Below are 18,668 nucleotides of genomic sequence, written 5' to 3'. Positions count from 1 at the left end.
AGAACTCAGCCATTTATTCATATTAATATAATCGCGTAATTCAACGATCCCACCTTCTATTGGGTACCATCAAATTCATTAAATCATTTATAAATCGTTCTCTGTTATTTCCATACTTTTCGATTGTCATATGAAGCCCCCCTGTTCACTCCATAATTTTCTCCATTGTCCACATCCACCACTCTGCATCTCCAATGCGTAAGTTTCTCTTAGTAGCGATGCTGCGACAATTATTTCTATTCTCCGCTTTACCACTTTGTGATACGGTTCACCGTATCGGTTATAGAGCGAAGCGAAGGACGCTCGCTAGGTATCCTTCGCTCTTAATTTATCGGTATTTAGAATAGAACTTCCACTACAGTCACAGCCGTTCGACCAAACGAGCGATCGTAGGATCATATACTACATTAATAATTGAACCATCTTGAATACGACTCACTGTTTCGTCGATTACATTTAAAGGAACAAGAAACCATTCTTTCGGGCGTACGGGGTGACCAAAACGGTCATTGATCGTAATATCGAGCTGAGCAAGGGCGAAAATGCGGTGGAATATGCCCTCCAACTTCGTTCGGTTGATGCTAGCTAGCTTATAGCTTGCTACGACTTCCACATCTGCCAGGAGATAAGTAGCATCATGAGCTGCATTAGCGATACGGGATTCAACTTTACCACCGGTCACACCAATCTTATGAATGAGTTCACGATGTTCTGAGACAAAGGGATGATTAGATAAACTTCGCAGTACATAGATGGTCCCACTCTGGATATCATTCTCTTCCCAGTCTGTACTAAACAACCCTCCACCGATCGGATCGGTTAATCGACGTCCAGCCTCATCTTTGTACAAAGCACGCTGTAAGGATCTGAGGAGAAGATTGCTCTCTGTACCATTAGAGTAGATGACCCTAAGTCGTGCATCAGAATGACCATTAGGAGCCTTAAATTCATCCCCTATCTCAGCTACGTAGGCAAGTTGCCCCCCTAAGATAAAGAAGTTCCCCTTATTAATGCTCGCATCATTACCAAATGGACGCGTCTCTCGATCCCCGGATTTAAGTTCGTTCTCAACCTGCTCAAACAAAGGTTTGAAACGAGCAAAATCTTTACATTCCTCGCGATTCGCAATTTCCTCGGCAGCTCGTTTTTCATTTTGAGAGCGAACATGGCGTAATTCTGTAATATCTGAAGTAGCGAGCATTCCTTCAAGTTCAGCAAGCAGTTCATCATCATCCAAGGTAGTTACCTGATCGATTTGTTTAATCTCTTCTTCACTTAGCAAACCTTGGCTATCTAGAGGAGCAAGTAGGGATCTACAATTCTCCTGTGCCCGCAGTCGATCAAGCCGCACTGCATATAGTCTTTCGAATATGCCATTCTCTTCTCCATGTTGCGGAGTACGACCATGCTTTTTCACAAATTGCTGGATCTCTTCAAACCCGGCGATGATACGCTCTTGATGTGGCGTGTAAGAGCGTGTCCTTTCTACTTCATACTCTACACCAAGTTCTCGGAGAAGATCGTCATCAGAGAGGTTAGTCATCTATACTTCACCTCCGTTGCCTTGAGCGGCCTTCTGTTGGGCTGAATAACGCTGTAACGCTGCAACTCCTTCGGCCATTCGCTTTTCCCATGGATCTTGTGAATTTATATCTGGCAGCCGCCCACGCTCTTTTTTGAATTGAACAGCTCGTTCAGTTAACGATCTGGCTTCTTCATAAGGTATGTTTACACGCTTTGCCGCGATAATGGCTGCAACTTGCTTCAGACTATCCTCACTTAATGCCTTGGATAGAATTGCATACGCTTCGCTGAATGGATTAATACGGTCGATGAGGTCGATGTCCAGTTCGCGAACGTTCACGAACTTACGAACCCCATCAATCAGGGCAGTGTTGGCAACCGGTTCACTGCTTCCCTCAGCGCTCTTCGTCGCAATCTGCTTTGCTTGCTGTGTTAAGTTAAGAGCAGCAACAGCGTGTTGACGAATCGCTTCCTGATCATCGCTATCAAGTTCTGGATACTTCTCTTTGATAATTTTGCCCATACGAACCTGTGTTAGCTCTTCCGGCACTATTTCCTCATCAAACAAGCCCCGTTCGATAGTGTTTTTATCTTGAACGAAGGTCGCAATGACTTCATTTAAGTCCTCTCGGCATATGCGCGCAGCTTCCTCGCTCTTTGGCTCGAAGAGACCTTTGATTTCAATTTGCATTTGCCCTGTCTCGTGATTAAAACCTACATTACAATTTTCCGGATCGTAGCCCGCGTCTCCATAATCGAATCCTTCAACCGGACCACTCTCTGCATTCTTCGATCTGAACTCGAAGCGAGGTGAGAGGACCTGCTCCATGAGCAGGCTGGCAGCAACGGCTTTCAGAGTATCATTTACTGCTTCAGTAACGGAATCCTCAGAAGCATCCGGCTCAGCAATCAGATTTGTGAATCGAGCTCGCGTTTTACCCGGAGCGTCGCGGGTAGCGCGACCTATAATTTGTACAATCTCGGTAAGACTCGCCCGATAGCCAATTGTAAGTGCATGCTCACACCATATCCAGTCAAAGYCTTCTTTCGCCATGCCAAGAGCAATAATGATATCCACATGGTCGCGATTATTCTTATGGATAGGATCTTTCAATGCTGTAGATACCCGGTCTCGTTTAGTTGAATCGTCATCTACCAGGTCGGCAATCTTAAGAACTCTACCATCTGATATCTTAACCAATTGAAAGCCAGTTACGGAATCAGTGCCTTGCCACTCCCCCAGCTCTTCAATGATGTGCTCCACTTCTTTAATCTTGTTTTTGGTACTCTCGCGGGAATTAACGCTTGGGATATGAATGATGGTCTTTTCAGACGAGTCTAGCACTTTAAGAATGTCATCTGTATATGAATCTGAATAGAAGTAATATCCAATATCGAGTTGTTTCAGATACTCATATCCATTAAGTTGCTCATAATACGTGTAAGTGACAGTGTCAAACTTTACCTCGTCTTGTGGAGCTAACACCGCCTCAGCATCGCCACGGAAGTAAGAACCAGTCATCGCAACAATATGCACACTATCGCGGGAGATAAACTGACCAAGATGCAAACCTAGCTTATTATCTGGATTCGCAGAAACATGGTGAAATTCGTCTACCGCAATCAACCTGTTATCAAATGCCTCTACTCCGTACTTTTCGACAGCGAAACGGAAGGTAGCATGTGTACAAACTAAGACTTTATCGTTGCTTTCAAGGAACGCACCGACTGACTTAACCTTACCTCCGTTGTCCGAGCCAGGGGCATTACATAGGTTCCATCTCGGCTCCACAACCCAGTCAGTCCAAAAGCCATACTGGCTCAGTGGCTCATTATTAAAGCTGGAGCCGATTGACTTTTCAGGCACAACAATAATTGCCTGCTTGAGTCCTTGGTTCTGAAGCTTGTCTAGGGCAATGAACATCAATGCCCGGCTCTTACCGGATGCCGGTGGCGACTTAATAAGTAGGTACTGCTCGCCTCGCCGTTCATAGGCACGCTCTTGCATAGTTCGCATTCCCAGCTCATTAGATTTCTTGGAATTTCCGTTACGAGCGTAAGACACAGAAATGGCAGGGATTAATTTATTTCCTGCTGTCATTGGTTTGCCCCCTTCTTGCTTCTCTTCGTCTGTGACGTTGATATTGTCATCTTAGTGTAGAGTTCAAATAGCTTTTCGAGCCGTTCCGTATCATTTCTAAAACGGCGGCCAATATAGATACGCTCCAGCACCTCATCGTTATACTCATGAGCCTCACGAAGGTTGGCCGGCATATTTTCTGGCTCGTAGAGCTCTGCAATTGTCGCTGGAAAGTGTGTCTCTCTCGCCAAAAGAATTTCCTCAGCACAGTGGGTAAGGTCAGCTTTATTCTTCTCAGTCAGAGTAGGGACAGGAAAGGTATTCCATCCGAGTGTGTTGGAATAGGAGAAGTCGGTTCGCATTCTCACGCAAACGGTACCAATCCAGACCCAATGCAAGCGGGAGGCTATCAGGGCAAGATTCCATAACGGTGCATCCAGTATGGCGAAGTTCTTATTACTAACGATACTACCCGCTGGAAGATATCCTACTGGCAAATAAGGACGACCCTCGGAACTCACCCCAGGAACTACAATAATTCGCTCATCTCCGTGCTGCCGTACCTCGCCAAAACGATGAGGGGCGTTGGAGAGGGCTTGGGTGGTTTGGCGGTTCGATTTCCGCCGTTTATCTCGTACACTTTCAAACCGCGCGGCAAGCCACTCATTAGCAACAGCCTCTTCATATTCTGAGCTGCCAATCCAAATACACCTGCGCTCTTGCCCTCGAATATATTCCTGTGATCCCAGGAATGGTCGAATGAATTTGCTAGGGACACCATGCAACCGTACAGCACTCTCAGCTTCTTCAGGAGCGAGTAACAATCCTCCACCATCATTAGGCATGTTACCGAACGTCATTTCGGCAACCTCACTGATACGCGTAGTCCGAGGGCCAACAATGATGTTAGAGCCTGGTACGAGATAAGCATTGATATGACTTGTAGATTTGACGATATTCTCCCCATTAGGCTTTTCACTAAAGATCCGACGCTCACTACCCGGATTGGTAGAAAAGCCCACAATCACCACCGTGACCCCGGCATTCTTATTGGCGAGGTTGGCCCACTTAAATGAAGTATGGGCGAAAGCGATCTGGTGGCCAGAAGCGAAAATCAACGACCATAAGGTTTCTACTTGGCGTCCTTGACAGATGGAGTTAGTAGCCACAAATGCTGAAACAGTTGGCGTCCTGGTACCATAATCTGCAGCCTTCAATAACCAGCCAGAGACGTAGTCCAGGGATTTCCAGTTTCTTGTTCGATCCGAGAAAATTCCCTGTAGATCGTCCTTCTGTTCGTCCGTTTGCCATTGACTTCCACGATAGGGTGGATTTCCACAGATATACGTCTCCCCGCCTTCATTCTCGAAGTCAATCTGTGCTTGATTTGATGGCGTGCTGAAAAGATCATCGCCATGGAATTTCACATCTGTTCCAGTCGGTGGGCAAATACTAAGCCAATCCAGTCTTAGAGCATTGCCGCAGGTAATCCAGTTCTCCGATGATAGCGGCAAAAAATCTGCAAGAGCGAGGGTCGGACCACGATACAGTACATTGCACTGGTATTCGGCGATAATGAGGGCAAGACGAGCAATCTCAGCTGAAAAATCCCTAATTTCGATACCGCGGAAATTGGTCAACGGTATATCGCTCTCACGCCCGGGTTCACCGCGGCGTTCATTGATAATGTTTTCAATTTCTCTCATCTGCTTATATGCGATGACTAAGAAGTTCCCTGAGCCACAAGCCGGATCAAAAACTCGAATCCTCGAAAGACGCTTGCGTAGGTTTAGTAGCATACGTTGATTGTTTCCTACTCCTTCTAACTGCAGTCTTAAGTCGTCCAGAAATAGCGGATTAAGTACCTTTAGAATGTTTGGTACACTAGTATAGTGCATGCCAAGCTCAGTACGTTCCTCCTCATCAGCAACAGCCTGAATCATAGAACCAAAAATGTCTGGGTTGATCTTTGTCCAATCCAAGCTTCCAATATTCAGAAGGTAAGAGCGTGCGATTTTGCTAAATTTCGGAACACCAACACTACCTGAAAAGAGCCCCCCATTTACGTAAGGAAATGTGTCAGCCCAACGTGGCAATTTAGCATTTGTACGGTTAGAATCCCTTGTGTTCATAGCTCGAAAAATTTCGCTAATTACTTCATGCATGTTTGAAGCATCATGTGTGCTCATACGCTCAATGGTGTTTGTAAACAGACGCATTTCTCTAAAGATACCTGTGTTTTCAGCAAAAAAGCAAAAAATCAGCCGGGCCATGAAGTGGTTCATCTCATAGCGTCTTTCACTTGTTTCCCATTGCGGATTATCCTTTAATAGCTCGATATAAAGCCTATTTAACCGACCTGTTGCCCGAATATCAAAAGAACTATCACGTACCTGCTTTACTGTAGTAATTCCAGCAAGTGACAAGAAAAAACCAAAGTAATTTGGTAAGTCCCTATATTCACAAATGAGTGGCGGATCGTCGGTCTCAAGATCCTCTGCCTGTAACTCTGTCCCGTCCGTTGCAAGGATGTAGCGAGCTTTTGCTTTAGCCGTTGCTCGGCTCTCTTTAAGTGCAACAAGAGCCTTTGCTAATTCTCCAGATTGGGCGACTACAATGTGAATATTATTCGACTGGAGGACTCCACCTAAATCTGATTTGTTTGATTCACCTGAACGCAGACGTCTGATCGTCGTCTCTTTGTTCCCAAAAGCCCTAAGAAATGCGAACGGAAACTCCTCCTCATCAAAAGGCTGAGTCACTAGTTCTGATACAGCTACTTCGATTTCAACTGGATTCACGTCATATTTCCTCCCAAGTTAGTTCAGTTATCGGCATAAAGCCGTGGTCATTCCTTTGCGATACGAGTAGCACTCCTTGGGAATGAGATCCTTTTAAGAATATACTTAAAATAATTGTAGATCGTAAATGCTAGTGTTCATCAACACTTTGTTGTATGATTCTGTTTTTGAAGAACATTTGCTCCTAAGAGAACACTTGCTATATTCGTAATACTCTTCATTAGTTTTCAACACTTAAAACACTCAATGTTCGATCAGCTTTTGAATATTTTACATTCAACTTAGATCCTACCTTAAATAAATCCGGGAATTTCTTATATAAATGGACACCATTAATCCGCCCCCTTACCGACGGCGGAATCGTCCCTTCAATGGATATTTCATCATAAACAACTTTAACCGTTCCACTTGTCGGAAGACTTTTGGCAACATTGGATTTAATTTTGAATCGCAAATTGTTATAGGATAAATCTGCATCCGTAAGAGTGGCCTCTCCAAGAATTTCATTTTCTTCTAGTGAAGTTACACCATTCTCAATAGGGGAGTCGTAGCTGGTTGAACTTTGAGATTTAAGCGAGACTTCATCTTTTTGTAAAATAGATAATAAGATTTTGCGCTCAATTTCTAGATCTCTCAATCGAGTTCTTAATACTTCAGGATCAGTTTTAAAAAGCTGATCGAGAATCTCTTGGTAATTTTTATCCATCCGTCGCACTCTCCTCACTTCGAACTTATAGTCAAACTTTATAACTTTCGCACGCTTTAGTCAAGATTATCTTCAAGATCAAGACTTTTAAAAAAACAAAATACCTTTCGTTATGCCGCCTGCTCGCCTTTGTCTTACGATTTAGTTCCCGCTTGTCTTTTAGTTATTTCTTTTCTAAACTTATGTTCAAGCTTGGTCTTCTGTATTGCACTCTATGTAACGTTTGCATGTCTCTCTTAATAACTATGAAATTTGTAATAAACCGATTTTAATTAATATATAATACCTTTGAATACAAATTATGGAGGTTTTTAAATGAACAAATCACACACACAACTCTTAGCACTGTTGGAGTCAACTTTCAACCCGGAAGGCGACATTCACTTCCTCGCCATTGCAGAAAAAGAAACCCAAGTCTACGAAAAGGAGCGACCCGTGCATCATGTCCGGGTCGCTCTTACGTTTCAGGAGCAGGACACAGTTAATCCTTATTATGACGGTACCGATTTGTTCGTAACTATGGACGCAGAGACCATTCAGTTCACGTTGAAAATGGATTGGGCAGATGGGCCTCCAGCCATCGAAGGAAGCCCCATTGAGTTCGCGCTGGGTTGGGTATCAGAACTGGCAGAACCTTTCTATGTTTCGTCTGAGGCTCTTACAGCAGCCGAAGCTAACAACTATCCCCGCTACAACAGTACCCCAAATGATAATAGCGATCAGGAGGACTTAGATAAATGATCGACCTGACATCTGATATGCAATTCGCTACCTTGATCGAGACCAACGCACTCCCTAAAGAATACCTTACATTCGTCCAGAATTACATGCAGCAACTCCGTAACGCTTATGAAGATGAGCCCTTCCCTACCCCCGGCCAATGGTTCTTCATCCTCGAAACCAACGATGACCTTACTCCTACTCTACACGATGAAACTGCATTCTCTTGCTTAACAGGTACCTACTGCCCCGAATACATCGAAAGATATACCTTTAATGAAGCATTTGCCTTGTACAAAATCTACGTCATGCTGGACAACGAGTGCAGCATGACGTTTTTTACGTTACAAGGTATTCATTCAATAGAAACGGAACAATGGCTCATTGCCAACGCCGATTAACCCCAATCGATTATCGAGAGGAGCATCTTTCAAATGTCTATGCAACTAACTGATGCCAAGAAAAAATCACTGGCTGCGCTTGTGAAAACACATCATGAACAGCACCTTAGCCGCTTTCCCTTTGCTAAGTATCCTATTGAACCATTAAAGGTTTGGAAGAAACAGTTCACTGAGCCTGCCACCATCGAAGCCCACACTCTACGTTCTGCCTTGTCATGGTCTTGCGGCAAATGGCAACAACAGAGTATTCCATACCCATACAGAAAGCTTCATCTGACGGTCATTAGTCATTGGAAGAACTTTGTGGAACAGTATAACCCAGAACTGTCCTCTGTTCTCTCGTACTGGACAGATTTACTCGGAACAGGTGAGTATGCCTTCAATACTGTTGCCTTTCTTGCTCATCTTCTACGTCCTGAGCAAATCGAACTTACTGATTCCCGCCGAATCAAGGGGATGAATGACCTGCTCACAGAAGTTGAACTATCTGACGAATGCATAGAGCTTGAAGATGTTGCTGCATCTGTGGAGAAATACTGTGACTTTTACCGTCAGCTTCTACCCAAGACACAATCCATCCTTGGCGATCAGGCTTCCGTGAAGCTAGGTCGCTTTTTGTTTGCCTACGGATACCGGGATGTCCTCAGCAAAGTAGCCGAAAGTTCACCAAGTCAACCCGAACCGATCATAACGTCCTTGGACTGGGAAACCGCCACCAGTCAACGATTCAATCTGAACCTGATTACCGAGAGGGCGAATGCAGATCGACTGTTCGCTTGTCTATTGCTTGCATTGGATAAGCAACCTGAAATGCCTAAAGAAATGACTATTCAGGACATCATGAATTTGATTCCTTTAGGCAGCGGAGGCATCTGCAATCCAGGCAGCTACAACTATGCCTTCATTTCCATGCTAGGTAAACAGAAAGGGAGAGACTTTTTCCTCTTTGAAGATCTAACCATGTCTGAGTCCTTTACACAACAAGCAAACCAGTCCACGAGGGATATGAGCTTTCATAAGAAAAATGTTGATATTAGGGTTAAAACCAACCCCAAATATCGTAATAACTAACAAAATTAGAGCAGGCTTTAGAAGCCCTGCTCTAATACGTTCCATCTTTTAAATTAAGCGCTGCTCGCAGCAAAGCTAGAATTTTAGCGTGCTCCTCAGTCGGTCTCTCCTGTATCAAAGAAGTGATTTTTTCCAAATCACTTGTATGACTAGCAGGGTCTATCTTCGCGAATAACTCTTCCAAGGAGAGAGAAAAGCCATTGGAAAGTTTTTTTAATGTATAGACTGAGATGCTTTTCTCTCCCCGCTCAATCTGACCAATGTAATTGGAGTTAAGATCGGATAGCTCACCCAGTTTTTCTTGAGACAAACCTTTTGCTGTGCGAAGCTCACGAATCTTGTCACCCACCAGTTGTATAAAAACTTCAGCGGCATCTTGATCGCTTTTAGCTTTATGAACCATGAGTTATCACCTCATGATAAGCGTAAAGAGAGCCGTCTATAAGAACCAACTACCACAGATACCAATTAAATGATAATATCGTATTATTAGATACAGATTTGTAGGTCTATACGTATCTTTGAATATGATTAAGAGAGAGTTAATCAAAGAACGAGTCGTTTAAACTTTCGAATGATCCCATCTAATATCTATCAATTCCACATAAATATTTAAGTAAAAGGAGTTTCATATGACAACAGAAAATACCTCTCCATCCTTTAAACTAACCTGGAAAGGCGGGTTCAGCTATCTAACCTATTTGCTAAGAGAATCTACCGTGACGCTTCGTGAGCAGGAAGTTCAAGTACAAACAGTCAGCAAAATCTTAGGCATCTTTTCTTTAGGTACAAAGCAGGAACAGCTCACCTATTCCGATATTCAAAAAGTTTCAGTGGGAAATAGCATTAACTGGTTCCAATTGTTATTTGCAATCCTATTTGCAGTAATCAGTGCAATCCTCTTGTCGACAGGGTCAGGTGTTCACTGGCTCGCCTTGATCGCTTCAGTCGTTTTCTTCTGGCTTTCCTTTCGAAGTAAGCATCTAACACTCACGAATCGAACAGGTGCAACAATGCGATTGATCAGCAACTCCAAAGTGTCAATAGAAACCCTACTCAAACAACTGCTCCAACAACTCGATAACACAAGACCAGGACAAATCCAAGTTGTTCGTGAGCGCAAAACCAGAGTAGCTATCATTGCCTCCGGTGCCGCGATCATCATTGTAGGCTCAGCTATACTTTCAATGACGATGAGTGAAAATCAGCAATACATATCTGTTGTACAGAATGCTTCGTTTGGAGAGTCGAAATACAAATTAAAGGATATTGTGGAGCATCCCAACTATTTCAGCAATGTTTCGTGGCAGAATGTTTCATTTCAAGGTGCATCTGATCTGGATCACTACGTTATGTATGAAGGTACGTTTTCGGATTCAGGTGTAAATGTACTGGCAAGAACCGTATTTCAGGTATTTGGTAATGCTAGCTTTGATGTCATTGAGTTCAGTATTGATGGTGAGCAATTTCAACCTGCTACTACGGAGTGGACTCTATTCGCAGCCCATATTGTGGACAAATTAGAGGGAGCGACCTCTGAAACCACCGTAATCGAAGCTATGCCAACAGAAGACACGAACTCTCAAGATGTGAGCAACCCCATCGTACAGGATGAACAGCCGACTGTAAGCACAACAGATTCGACATCGACAGTAACTTCTTCCGAGCAAACAGCAGCAGCAGAGGTAACCGTGGCGACAGATAGCGCTACTCTAAGTAACTTTAGCCGATGGAGTCCTCCTGATGCTGATCTTAATCTGCCTTTAGTATTGGACGGCGAGCCGATAAGCCTGTTCATTGGAATGGATTCACCGAATGGCGTTAAGGCCCTTGCCATTAGTGATTCTCTTGAACAAGGATGGCAGCTTCCATTCGATGCTCCACAAAGCACGTCCAGTCCATTTGATGATTTTGGTGATTTGAGAGAAGGCTTCAGTTTTTACGTAAAAGAGCATGATTTTGATAGCGATTCTGTGCCAGAGGTTTTGATTGTTGCAAGTGATAGACTACTTGAAACTTACGTTTGGATATACAGCTATAACTACATTTTTAGCGAAACAGATACATCCCCTCTAGAACTGGTATGGTACGGGGAAGGGCAATCAGATGTTGTTCTGGAAGGGAACAAGATTTTGCTCCCCTTTGGGTCACAAGGGCTTTTTGACGAATATGTATTTAACAATGGATCATTCATTAAAAACTAAACGCTGTTGATGCTTTACAGCATAAAGGAGAACTTTCGGTGATGGGCAAAATATATGAGAACTTCTCAAAAATAGCAATTGTTATTACACTTATTCTTTATGCTTGGGCAAGTTTTTCAAGCCTGGATGAGAAATATCAAACGAAAGTACTATTATCAACATTTTCTGTTCTTGGCGAAAATCAGAATTCATCCGCACTCACTAGTATGAGTCAAATGAATAACGACCAAATCAAAAATTCCAGCAAAGCGTTTTTTATCACGTATATGGACACATTTAATTCAGGTGCATTGGGTAAAGAAATGAGACAAACTGATGCCAAGTCGAAAAGAACAATCGCATTAGCTTATGGAGAAACGGATCTTCGCTATCATTTGAAATTCATTAAAGGAGCATGGGTACCTATAACACTTGATATGTCTACGAATGTACTATACAACTTTTCGTATATTGTGAACACTCCAAGTAAACTCATCCATAATCTAAAGATGAACTTCAATGAAACGTTACAGTTGACTAATTTTGAACGTATGACCTTTATTATTTGGGATGTCTTTCATGCAATAAGTGGGGTTTGGTTAGCCTCGTTCATTATTCTCTTGGGTAGTATGGTCGCACTCCTATTTCATCCTATACAAAGCATCATTAACTTTTTCCCTTCACTTTGGCTCATTATCACGACAGTTTGGGAAGGAATTTCAAATTTCATGAATCTCAGATGAAGCAATCGGTAGAATGGTTACTTTGGTAGCCATTCTTTTTTTGCATCGTTTCAGAGAAACATTGCTAAAAATAAGTGTATATTATATTTTTGAATGACGCTGAGACGCTCAGCGTGCAGCACGTAGGAGCATAGAAACTCCAAAATGTTAGAAACAGAAGGAGGCAGTACTTATTTGAACATTTCTGAACAGATCGAACTGGAACTTTCTAAAAATAATTCTCCAAAATACAAGCAGAACCAACTAAGAACCATTAAATATCACATTGAAGGGCTAAAACCTAATGAGATTTCAAAGATGATTGGAGTTTCAACAAGAAGTATACAACGAATCATTAAAGAATACACCGAGAAGGGTATGGAAGAGTTTCTTCATAAAAAAACTCCTGGGAATGTTAATCCTCTTACCACTGGACAAATCGAGAAAATAATCGGGGACCTAAAAAGATCACCATTAGAATTCGGTTTTCCAACTCATGAATGGTCTACAGCTTCATTAATGGTTCACATACAGCATAATTACAATATCAACATATCCTTAGAGTGGTGTAGGAATTTTCTTAAGAAGGGTACTGCTTCAAAAAATCATGAAATATTCCCAAAAAGTATGGATTATGATCATTTTGAAGAGAATCTCAAGAAGAAATTAGAATCGGGTTCTGCTGTTTGGTATCTTGGGCAATTCCTTATTGGTTTAAAACCGTTAGAAAAAACCACCATAAAATCAAGAAAATCTCGAATCACTATTGTATTCGCGATGAAAATTAAGCTTGAAAAACCTAGTGAAGATAGAGAGATACTTACTAAATCAAAAACGGTTTTTCGTTATACAACAAAAAGTCAAAATATTAAAAAAACGTGGATACAAGTATTAGAGTCGGCACTTCAATTTGAACAAAACAACGAGGTGATTTTTTTCTCGCCAAAATCTCAATATGCAAAATTTGTGGCATCACATTATATATATAACGGGCAAAAGTCTATATCATTAGAGTACTTCGCTAATTCTTACCAAACTAAGATTTATTACCAAGAAGTAAAGGAAGATTTGCTTCAGGAAATGAAAAGGTATATTAAAACGGAAGTATATAAAGAGGAAAATAAAAGAAGATATGACAAGAGGATACTTACAAGTTCAGAGTTTAAAGCATTAATGAAAGTCATTGTAAAATCAAGCGCTCAATAGGCGCTTTTTTTTGTGCTGAAAAACGACATATTTGATGTAATAGAAATTAGAAGTGAAACCCCTATGTTTACTGCCTTTCTAAAATTTCATTTTGTTTTCCGTAGCCCTTAACCCGCGGAAAGATTTCTGTCCTTTTTCTGCATTTTCCTCAAAGGAATACAGTAAAGAAGTACAAAACATAAAATCTACAACGAGACAGGAGAAATGCAATATGACAACAACTAAAAAGAATACCAACGTAACGAACAGTAATTCATTGAAGGATATCTTCGGATCAGATTTTCAGCCCCTCAACAATATCACTAAAATGAGAAGACCTAACAAAGCAAGCGAAAAATCAAGTACCCTGACAATAATAAACACAGCAAGACATGGTAAACGAATCTTGATTAGACCTGACGTAATTGAACAAATTGGTTCTCCAGACCATATTCATGTTGGACTGACTAGCTCAGGGATTATTCTTGGAATTATCAAGGGTGCACTTACCTTCAAACTAAAGGATACATCTCACAAGAAAGTCATCTACTCCGTAGATTTAGTTAACAAACTTACAGAAGAGTACAACCTGAACTTCTCAGGCACTACGTCTCTTTCTTATCAGAACGTTACTTATAATACTGTCGATTCTCATGTATTCGCCTATATAGAACTAAGCAAGCATACTAAAAATAATATTGCGGTAGGTGCTATGTTGCATGTTGAAACTGATGAGGCCGAATTGGAAGTTCTAGACGATTCGGACGATACCGATGACATCGACCTCGATCTGGACGACTCGGACAATACCGATGACACGGACCTCGATCTGGACGACTCCGACGATACCGATGACACGGACCTCGATCTGGACGACTCCGACGATACCGATGACACAGACTTCGATCTGGACGACTCCGACGATACCGATGATACGGACCTCGATCTGGACGACTCCGACGATACCGATGATACGGACCTCGATCTGGACGACTCAGACAATACCGATGACATCGACCTCGATCTGGACGACTCGGATGACTTTGCTGACATCAGCGCATCAAGTAAACCTAGCCCGTTCAAAAAGAAGCGTCGACGTAAATTCACACAGTAATCAGCCTAAGGTAATCCCTATCAAGAACACTGGGGCCTCCGGCCCCTAACTACTTACACTATGGAAGGTGAAAATACATGGTATCCACATCAATTAAAAACAAACTCACAGCAGATGTCTTAAACAAAATGACAGTTCACCAAACCGTCTTGGCTCTAACCCAAACCAATTACGGTCTCAAGTTTCTCCCACTATGCCCATCTGATCACCGTGGTGTGAATGAAAATCATAAGAAAAGCTGCTCAAAGCCTGGGAAAGTACCTTTGATCGCTAAATGGCCCCAAAAAGCCTCCAACGATCCTGCAACTCTTGAAGGCTGGTTCAAAAATCACACAACAAGAAACTTAGGCATGATTATGGGTGGCGATTCTGGAGTCATTGGATTTGATATTGATGGCGAATATGGCCAAACCAAGATGGAGGAACTATTTGAAGGTTCCATCCCTACCACATGGCAATTTTCGACTCCAGGTGGAGGATCAAGATATTTGTTCCATATACCAGAGGGTGTAGGGTTACGTAAACTCGTTGATGTTAATTCAGCAGCTCAACATGAAGAATTAGCATTGCTGGCTGATGGACAAATGACAGTCATCCCACCTTCACGTCATCACACTGGGGGTAAATACCTTTGGGTGGAGGGTAAAGCTCCTGGAGACATTCCGCTAGCCAATTTACCCGATAATGTCCTAAATCAACTGCGGAACGGAACTCTCAAAAAAAACTCTGAAGAGAGCACCGCACATGTTACACCACAAGATTCTTCTCTACCCACAAACGTACCATCGAAACCTTTAATGGTACTATCCAAGAACTGTAAAGTCATGAATGAAGCAATCAAACAGCAATCCTTCGGTGGTTGCACCGAGACGCAATGGCACCATATCGTTTCCATGCTTGTCAGTTCAGGAAACAGTAAGTCCGCTCTTGCATTCTCTAAAATGAGTTCAAAACATAATGAACGCAGTAAAAACCGTATCCTGCAATTGAATGCTGAACGGGAGAAAGCATCATACGGTGCAACTCGTTGTACCACATTTGGTTGCACCACGGAACAAATCAAAAAGTGTCACGGTAATCTGCGTATGGATAGCGAAACAGATGAGCCTATTAACTCTCCTATAGCTCTTCTAGGAAGAGCCAAAAAGTCGAATGAGAAATTATCAATACAGCAATATGAATCGCTCATTAAAGGGGATTACGGAATACATCAGAATGCGCTTTGTCAAATCAAATATAAGAACAATAAGGAAAAAGAGTATAAGCCTCTGGCCAATTTCGTAGCCCGCATTCACAAGTCTATTTCAAAAACGAATGGAGAAGAGCAATCTATCTTCTATGTATTGGATGGGGCTCTAATTGAAACTAAGAAATGGCTCGCTCCAATAGAGATTCCTGCTGATGAGTTCGAAAGCATGAAATGGGGGTTCAAGTGGGGACCTAGTCCCCGCATCTATCCAGGAAGCAATTTACGGGATATCGTACGTTTCGTCATTCAAACAACAGCAGATTCAGCAATACAGGAACAGATCTATACGCACCTCGGATGGATCAAGCTGAATGGACAATGGTGTTACCTTAGCGCAAATGGTGCTTTGGGAAAGGAGAATGTCAAAGTCGAGTTGGACTCACGTCTAAAAAACTACACTCTTCCTAACCAAGTAACCAATCCAAAGCATGCCATGGAAACAAGCCTTGCATTGCTCGATGTTGCACCCCGTAGAGTAACGTTAGCCCTTTGGGGTCTGACGTTTCTTTCACCCCTTTGTGAATGGCTGAGAAAGGAAGGAATTGAACCCAAATTCTTAATGTGGCTGTACGGTTACACAGGTAGCCGTAAGACAACATTAGCTAAACTGTTTCTCTGTCACTTCGGTAATCTTCTAGAGCATCCACCAGCAAGCTTTAAGGATACTTCCAATTCAGTAGAGAAGCGTGGCTTTGATGCCAAAGACTCACTCCTACTGATTGATGACTACCATCCCACAAGTTCTCCAAATGATAAGAAAAACATGGAGTTGCTGGCACAAAAGATTCTAAGAGGATATGGAGACAGGGTCTCTCGGGGAAGATTGAAACAAGACATATCTGCACGCAATGACTATCTACCTCGTGGGATGGCAATTGTGACAGCAGAAGATATGTTGAGTGGTGGTTCAAGTATGGCAAGACTATTTCCCGTTGAATTAAAGAAAACTGACATTAAACTAGATCTTCTGACTAAGGCACAGCTAAATTCGTCTACATTGAGTGAAGCCATGAGCGGTTATATAAATTGGATAGGTCAAGCTATGAATTCTTCCGAAAAATACAATATAAAAGACCTTTTCATCAATAAAAGAAACGAAGCTTCTCATTTAAATGCACATGGGAGACTTATAGAGGCCTCGGTTTGGATATATATTGGCCTACAGATGGGACTACATTACGCTGAAAGCATTGGTGCCATTGCAAATGATCAACAGGAGCAGCTTCTGAAAGAAGCCTGGGATTTGTTCTTGAATGTGGCTGATGAACAAGGAGAACAAGTAACAGAGGTTAAGTCTTCTACAAAGTTTATAAAGATTGTATCTCAGTTGTTATCAAATAAAAGTATTTACACTATTCCAACTCAGGAAAACACTAGAACAGATTCCATGTCCAATAACAGTTCTCATGTGGGATGGCATGATGAGAATTACTTCTATTTGATTCCTGATGTAATTTACAACCAAGTGTATCAATTCCTTAGTAAACAAGGAGAAACCTTTCCCATTTCGGCATCCATGCTTTGGAGAGAACTCATAGATTCAGGTTTAATTCAACCTGAGGTTGAAATGGATAAAGGTAAGAAGCGTATTCGGCACGATAAAAAGAAATTAACCAAAGATGGACGCCTTCGGCTACTTTGGTTGAGACGAACAGCTACTGAAATTCAGATGAATGCCAATACCAGCGGAGGTAACAAAACATCTCAATCTGAGTCCTATGAAATAGTAGATTCAATTGATGATATGTGAGCTCAGAAGCCCCTGAAACAGGGGCACCGCCCCTCACAATTTGACACCTTGGGGCATGTACAAGCCTATGCATGGCAAGGACTTGCAGGTCAATTGCCCCCATAGCCCCCAAAAAATGAAAGAATAAAAAAATAGAGATTCTATTCCCCCTCCTGACAAAATATATCCCTTTCCCAAAAAAATCAGAGGGGCTGCGGGGGCTTACAACAAAATCCATGTGTCAGAAGGGTTTCAGCCAATCTGAGCCGGGGCGGTACGCCCCACCCTTCGGGGGAGAAATCGATTTTGTTCATTTTATAAATAGTTAATATAACCATGATAATGATTCAACCTATTTTTATCATGGAGGTTTCATAGATGAACGAATACAAAGCAATAAATAATCAAAATTCCAGACAAAGGAATCACTCAGCTAAACGCATCCAAGTCGTCGGTTTACGGATGGTCAGGGAGTCATCATCCATCCTTTACCCTGGTAGAAAAATCCGCAAGCCTCAGGACGCCGCTGACTTGTTCCGTCAGTTTCTAGGTGAGCACGACCGAGAGGTTTTCTCCATTCTTTGTCTAAACGCCAAAAATGAGCCGACCGCGATCCATACAGTTTCTACCGGAACACTAAACGCTTCCCTGGTTCACCCCAGGGAGACTTTCAAACTGGCAATCCTCGCTAACGCTGCCGCCATCATTGCCTGTCACAATCATCCTTCTGGAGATCCCCAGCCCAGTCCACAGGACATTGAACTGACGGAGCGGTTGCGAGAAAGCGGCTGCTTGCTTGGCATTGAACTGTTGGATCACATTATTTTGGGGAATGAAAACTTCATTAGCATGAAGGAGAAGGCATTGATGTAATTACATTCAGAACAACTCACTTACATTTACTATAGGAGGCATCTATTCAATGAACCATTCCACGGAAAACAACGATCTTGATTTATTCATTGATATTCTTGCAGATATGATCTACTGCTACCTTCAAACTGAGGACGCATATACAGAAAAGAGTAAGTTAATCCCTGAATCGCATACAAACGCTGCATAGGGGACGATACACATAGTGGGAAATTGACTTTCATACCTTTAATTCTTTTAACAACGTTCTATACACAAAAATTTCGTTTTGAGGTGCGCAATAAAGTCTACAATTGCTGTGATTTAGACT

General features: G+C 42.3%; 14 protein-coding genes. 9 read left to right on the top strand and 5 right to left on the bottom strand.

Annotated features, from left to right (window positions below):
- Positions 1–361: 361 nt before the first annotated feature.
- From AB4Z30_RS23160 to AB4Z30_RS23145, 4 genes are all read right to left on the bottom strand, one after another.
- The gene (locus tag AB4Z30_RS23160; RefSeq protein WP_441929806.1) at positions 362–1,543 is read right to left on the bottom strand and encodes a GIY-YIG nuclease family protein; all 1,182 of its coding nucleotides are present in this window, start codon (positions 1,541–1,543) and stop codon (positions 362–364) included.
- Positions 1,544–3,625, bottom strand: a complete 2,082-nt coding sequence (locus tag AB4Z30_RS23155) for a DEAD/DEAH box helicase (RefSeq protein ID WP_441929805.1) — start codon at positions 3,623–3,625, stop codon at positions 1,544–1,546.
- On the bottom strand, positions 3,622–6,405 hold the full coding sequence (locus AB4Z30_RS23150) for a class I SAM-dependent DNA methyltransferase (protein ID WP_441929804.1): 2,784 nt from the start codon (positions 6,403–6,405) through the stop codon (positions 3,622–3,624). Before AB4Z30_RS23150 ends, AB4Z30_RS23155 begins: the two co-directional genes overlap by 4 nt.
- A gap of 220 nt (positions 6,406–6,625) precedes the next feature.
- The gene (locus tag AB4Z30_RS23145) at positions 6,626–7,111 is read right to left on the bottom strand and encodes a hypothetical protein (protein ID WP_441929803.1); all 486 of its coding nucleotides are present in this window, start codon (positions 7,109–7,111) and stop codon (positions 6,626–6,628) included.
- A 315-nt stretch (positions 7,112–7,426) separates the two neighbouring features.
- On the opposite strand from AB4Z30_RS23145, the gene AB4Z30_RS23140 reads away from it, so the two are divergent.
- Genes AB4Z30_RS23140 through AB4Z30_RS23130 form a run of 3 tightly spaced genes read left to right on the top strand, consistent with a single transcriptional unit; the run spans position 7,427 to position 9,303 of the window.
- Positions 7,427–7,852 (top strand): hypothetical protein, encoded by a 426-nt coding sequence (locus AB4Z30_RS23140; protein ID WP_441929802.1) that lies wholly within the window; start codon positions 7,427–7,429, stop codon positions 7,850–7,852.
- Positions 7,849–8,232, top strand: a complete 384-nt coding sequence (locus AB4Z30_RS23135) for a hypothetical protein (protein WP_441929801.1) — start codon at positions 7,849–7,851, stop codon at positions 8,230–8,232. Before AB4Z30_RS23140 ends, AB4Z30_RS23135 begins: the two co-directional genes overlap by 4 nt.
- A gap of 33 nt (positions 8,233–8,265) precedes the next feature.
- The gene (locus AB4Z30_RS23130) at positions 8,266–9,303 is read left to right on the top strand and encodes a hypothetical protein (RefSeq protein ID WP_441929800.1); all 1,038 of its coding nucleotides are present in this window, start codon (positions 8,266–8,268) and stop codon (positions 9,301–9,303) included.
- 31 nt (positions 9,304–9,334) lie between these two features.
- On the opposite strand, the gene AB4Z30_RS23125 is transcribed toward AB4Z30_RS23130, so the two are convergent.
- Positions 9,335–9,706, bottom strand: a complete 372-nt coding sequence (locus AB4Z30_RS23125; RefSeq protein WP_441929799.1) for a helix-turn-helix domain-containing protein — start codon at positions 9,704–9,706, stop codon at positions 9,335–9,337.
- Between the two features lie 229 nt (positions 9,707–9,935).
- Between AB4Z30_RS23125 and AB4Z30_RS23120 the strand changes: the two genes are divergently transcribed.
- The 6 genes from AB4Z30_RS23120 (at position 9,936) to AB4Z30_RS23095 (ending at position 18,358) form a co-directional block, all read left to right on the top strand.
- Positions 9,936–11,507: a hypothetical protein gene (locus tag AB4Z30_RS23120; RefSeq protein WP_441929798.1), complete on the top strand. Its 1,572-nt coding sequence runs from the start codon at positions 9,936–9,938 to the stop codon at positions 11,505–11,507.
- A 38-nt stretch (positions 11,508–11,545) separates the two neighbouring features.
- The gene (locus AB4Z30_RS23115) at positions 11,546–12,229 is read left to right on the top strand and encodes a hypothetical protein (RefSeq protein ID WP_441929797.1); all 684 of its coding nucleotides are present in this window, start codon (positions 11,546–11,548) and stop codon (positions 12,227–12,229) included.
- A 144-nt stretch (positions 12,230–12,373) separates the two neighbouring features.
- A complete protein-coding gene (locus tag AB4Z30_RS23110; protein WP_441929796.1) occupies positions 12,374–13,414 on the top strand; it encodes a helix-turn-helix domain-containing protein in 1,041 nt (346 codons plus the stop codon).
- 211 nt (positions 13,415–13,625) lie between these two features.
- On the top strand, positions 13,626–14,507 hold the full coding sequence (locus AB4Z30_RS23105; protein ID WP_441929795.1) for a hypothetical protein: 882 nt from the start codon (positions 13,626–13,628) through the stop codon (positions 14,505–14,507).
- A 77-nt stretch (positions 14,508–14,584) separates the two neighbouring features.
- Positions 14,585–17,506, top strand: a complete 2,922-nt coding sequence (locus AB4Z30_RS23100; protein ID WP_441929794.1) for a bifunctional DNA primase/polymerase — start codon at positions 14,585–14,587, stop codon at positions 17,504–17,506.
- A 357-nt stretch (positions 17,507–17,863) separates the two neighbouring features.
- Entirely contained in the window at positions 17,864–18,358 is a 495-nt protein-coding gene (locus AB4Z30_RS23095) for a JAB domain-containing protein (RefSeq protein ID WP_441929793.1), read from the top strand.
- The last annotated feature ends 310 nt before the right edge of the window (positions 18,359–18,668 follow it).

Origin of the sequence: Paenibacillus sp. 2TAF8 (genome assembly GCF_052114825.1) — a bacterium.
Taxonomy (GTDB): Bacteria; Bacillota; Bacilli; order Paenibacillales; family Paenibacillaceae; genus Paenibacillus.
This window is presented reverse-complemented; position numbering and strand designations above follow the sequence as displayed.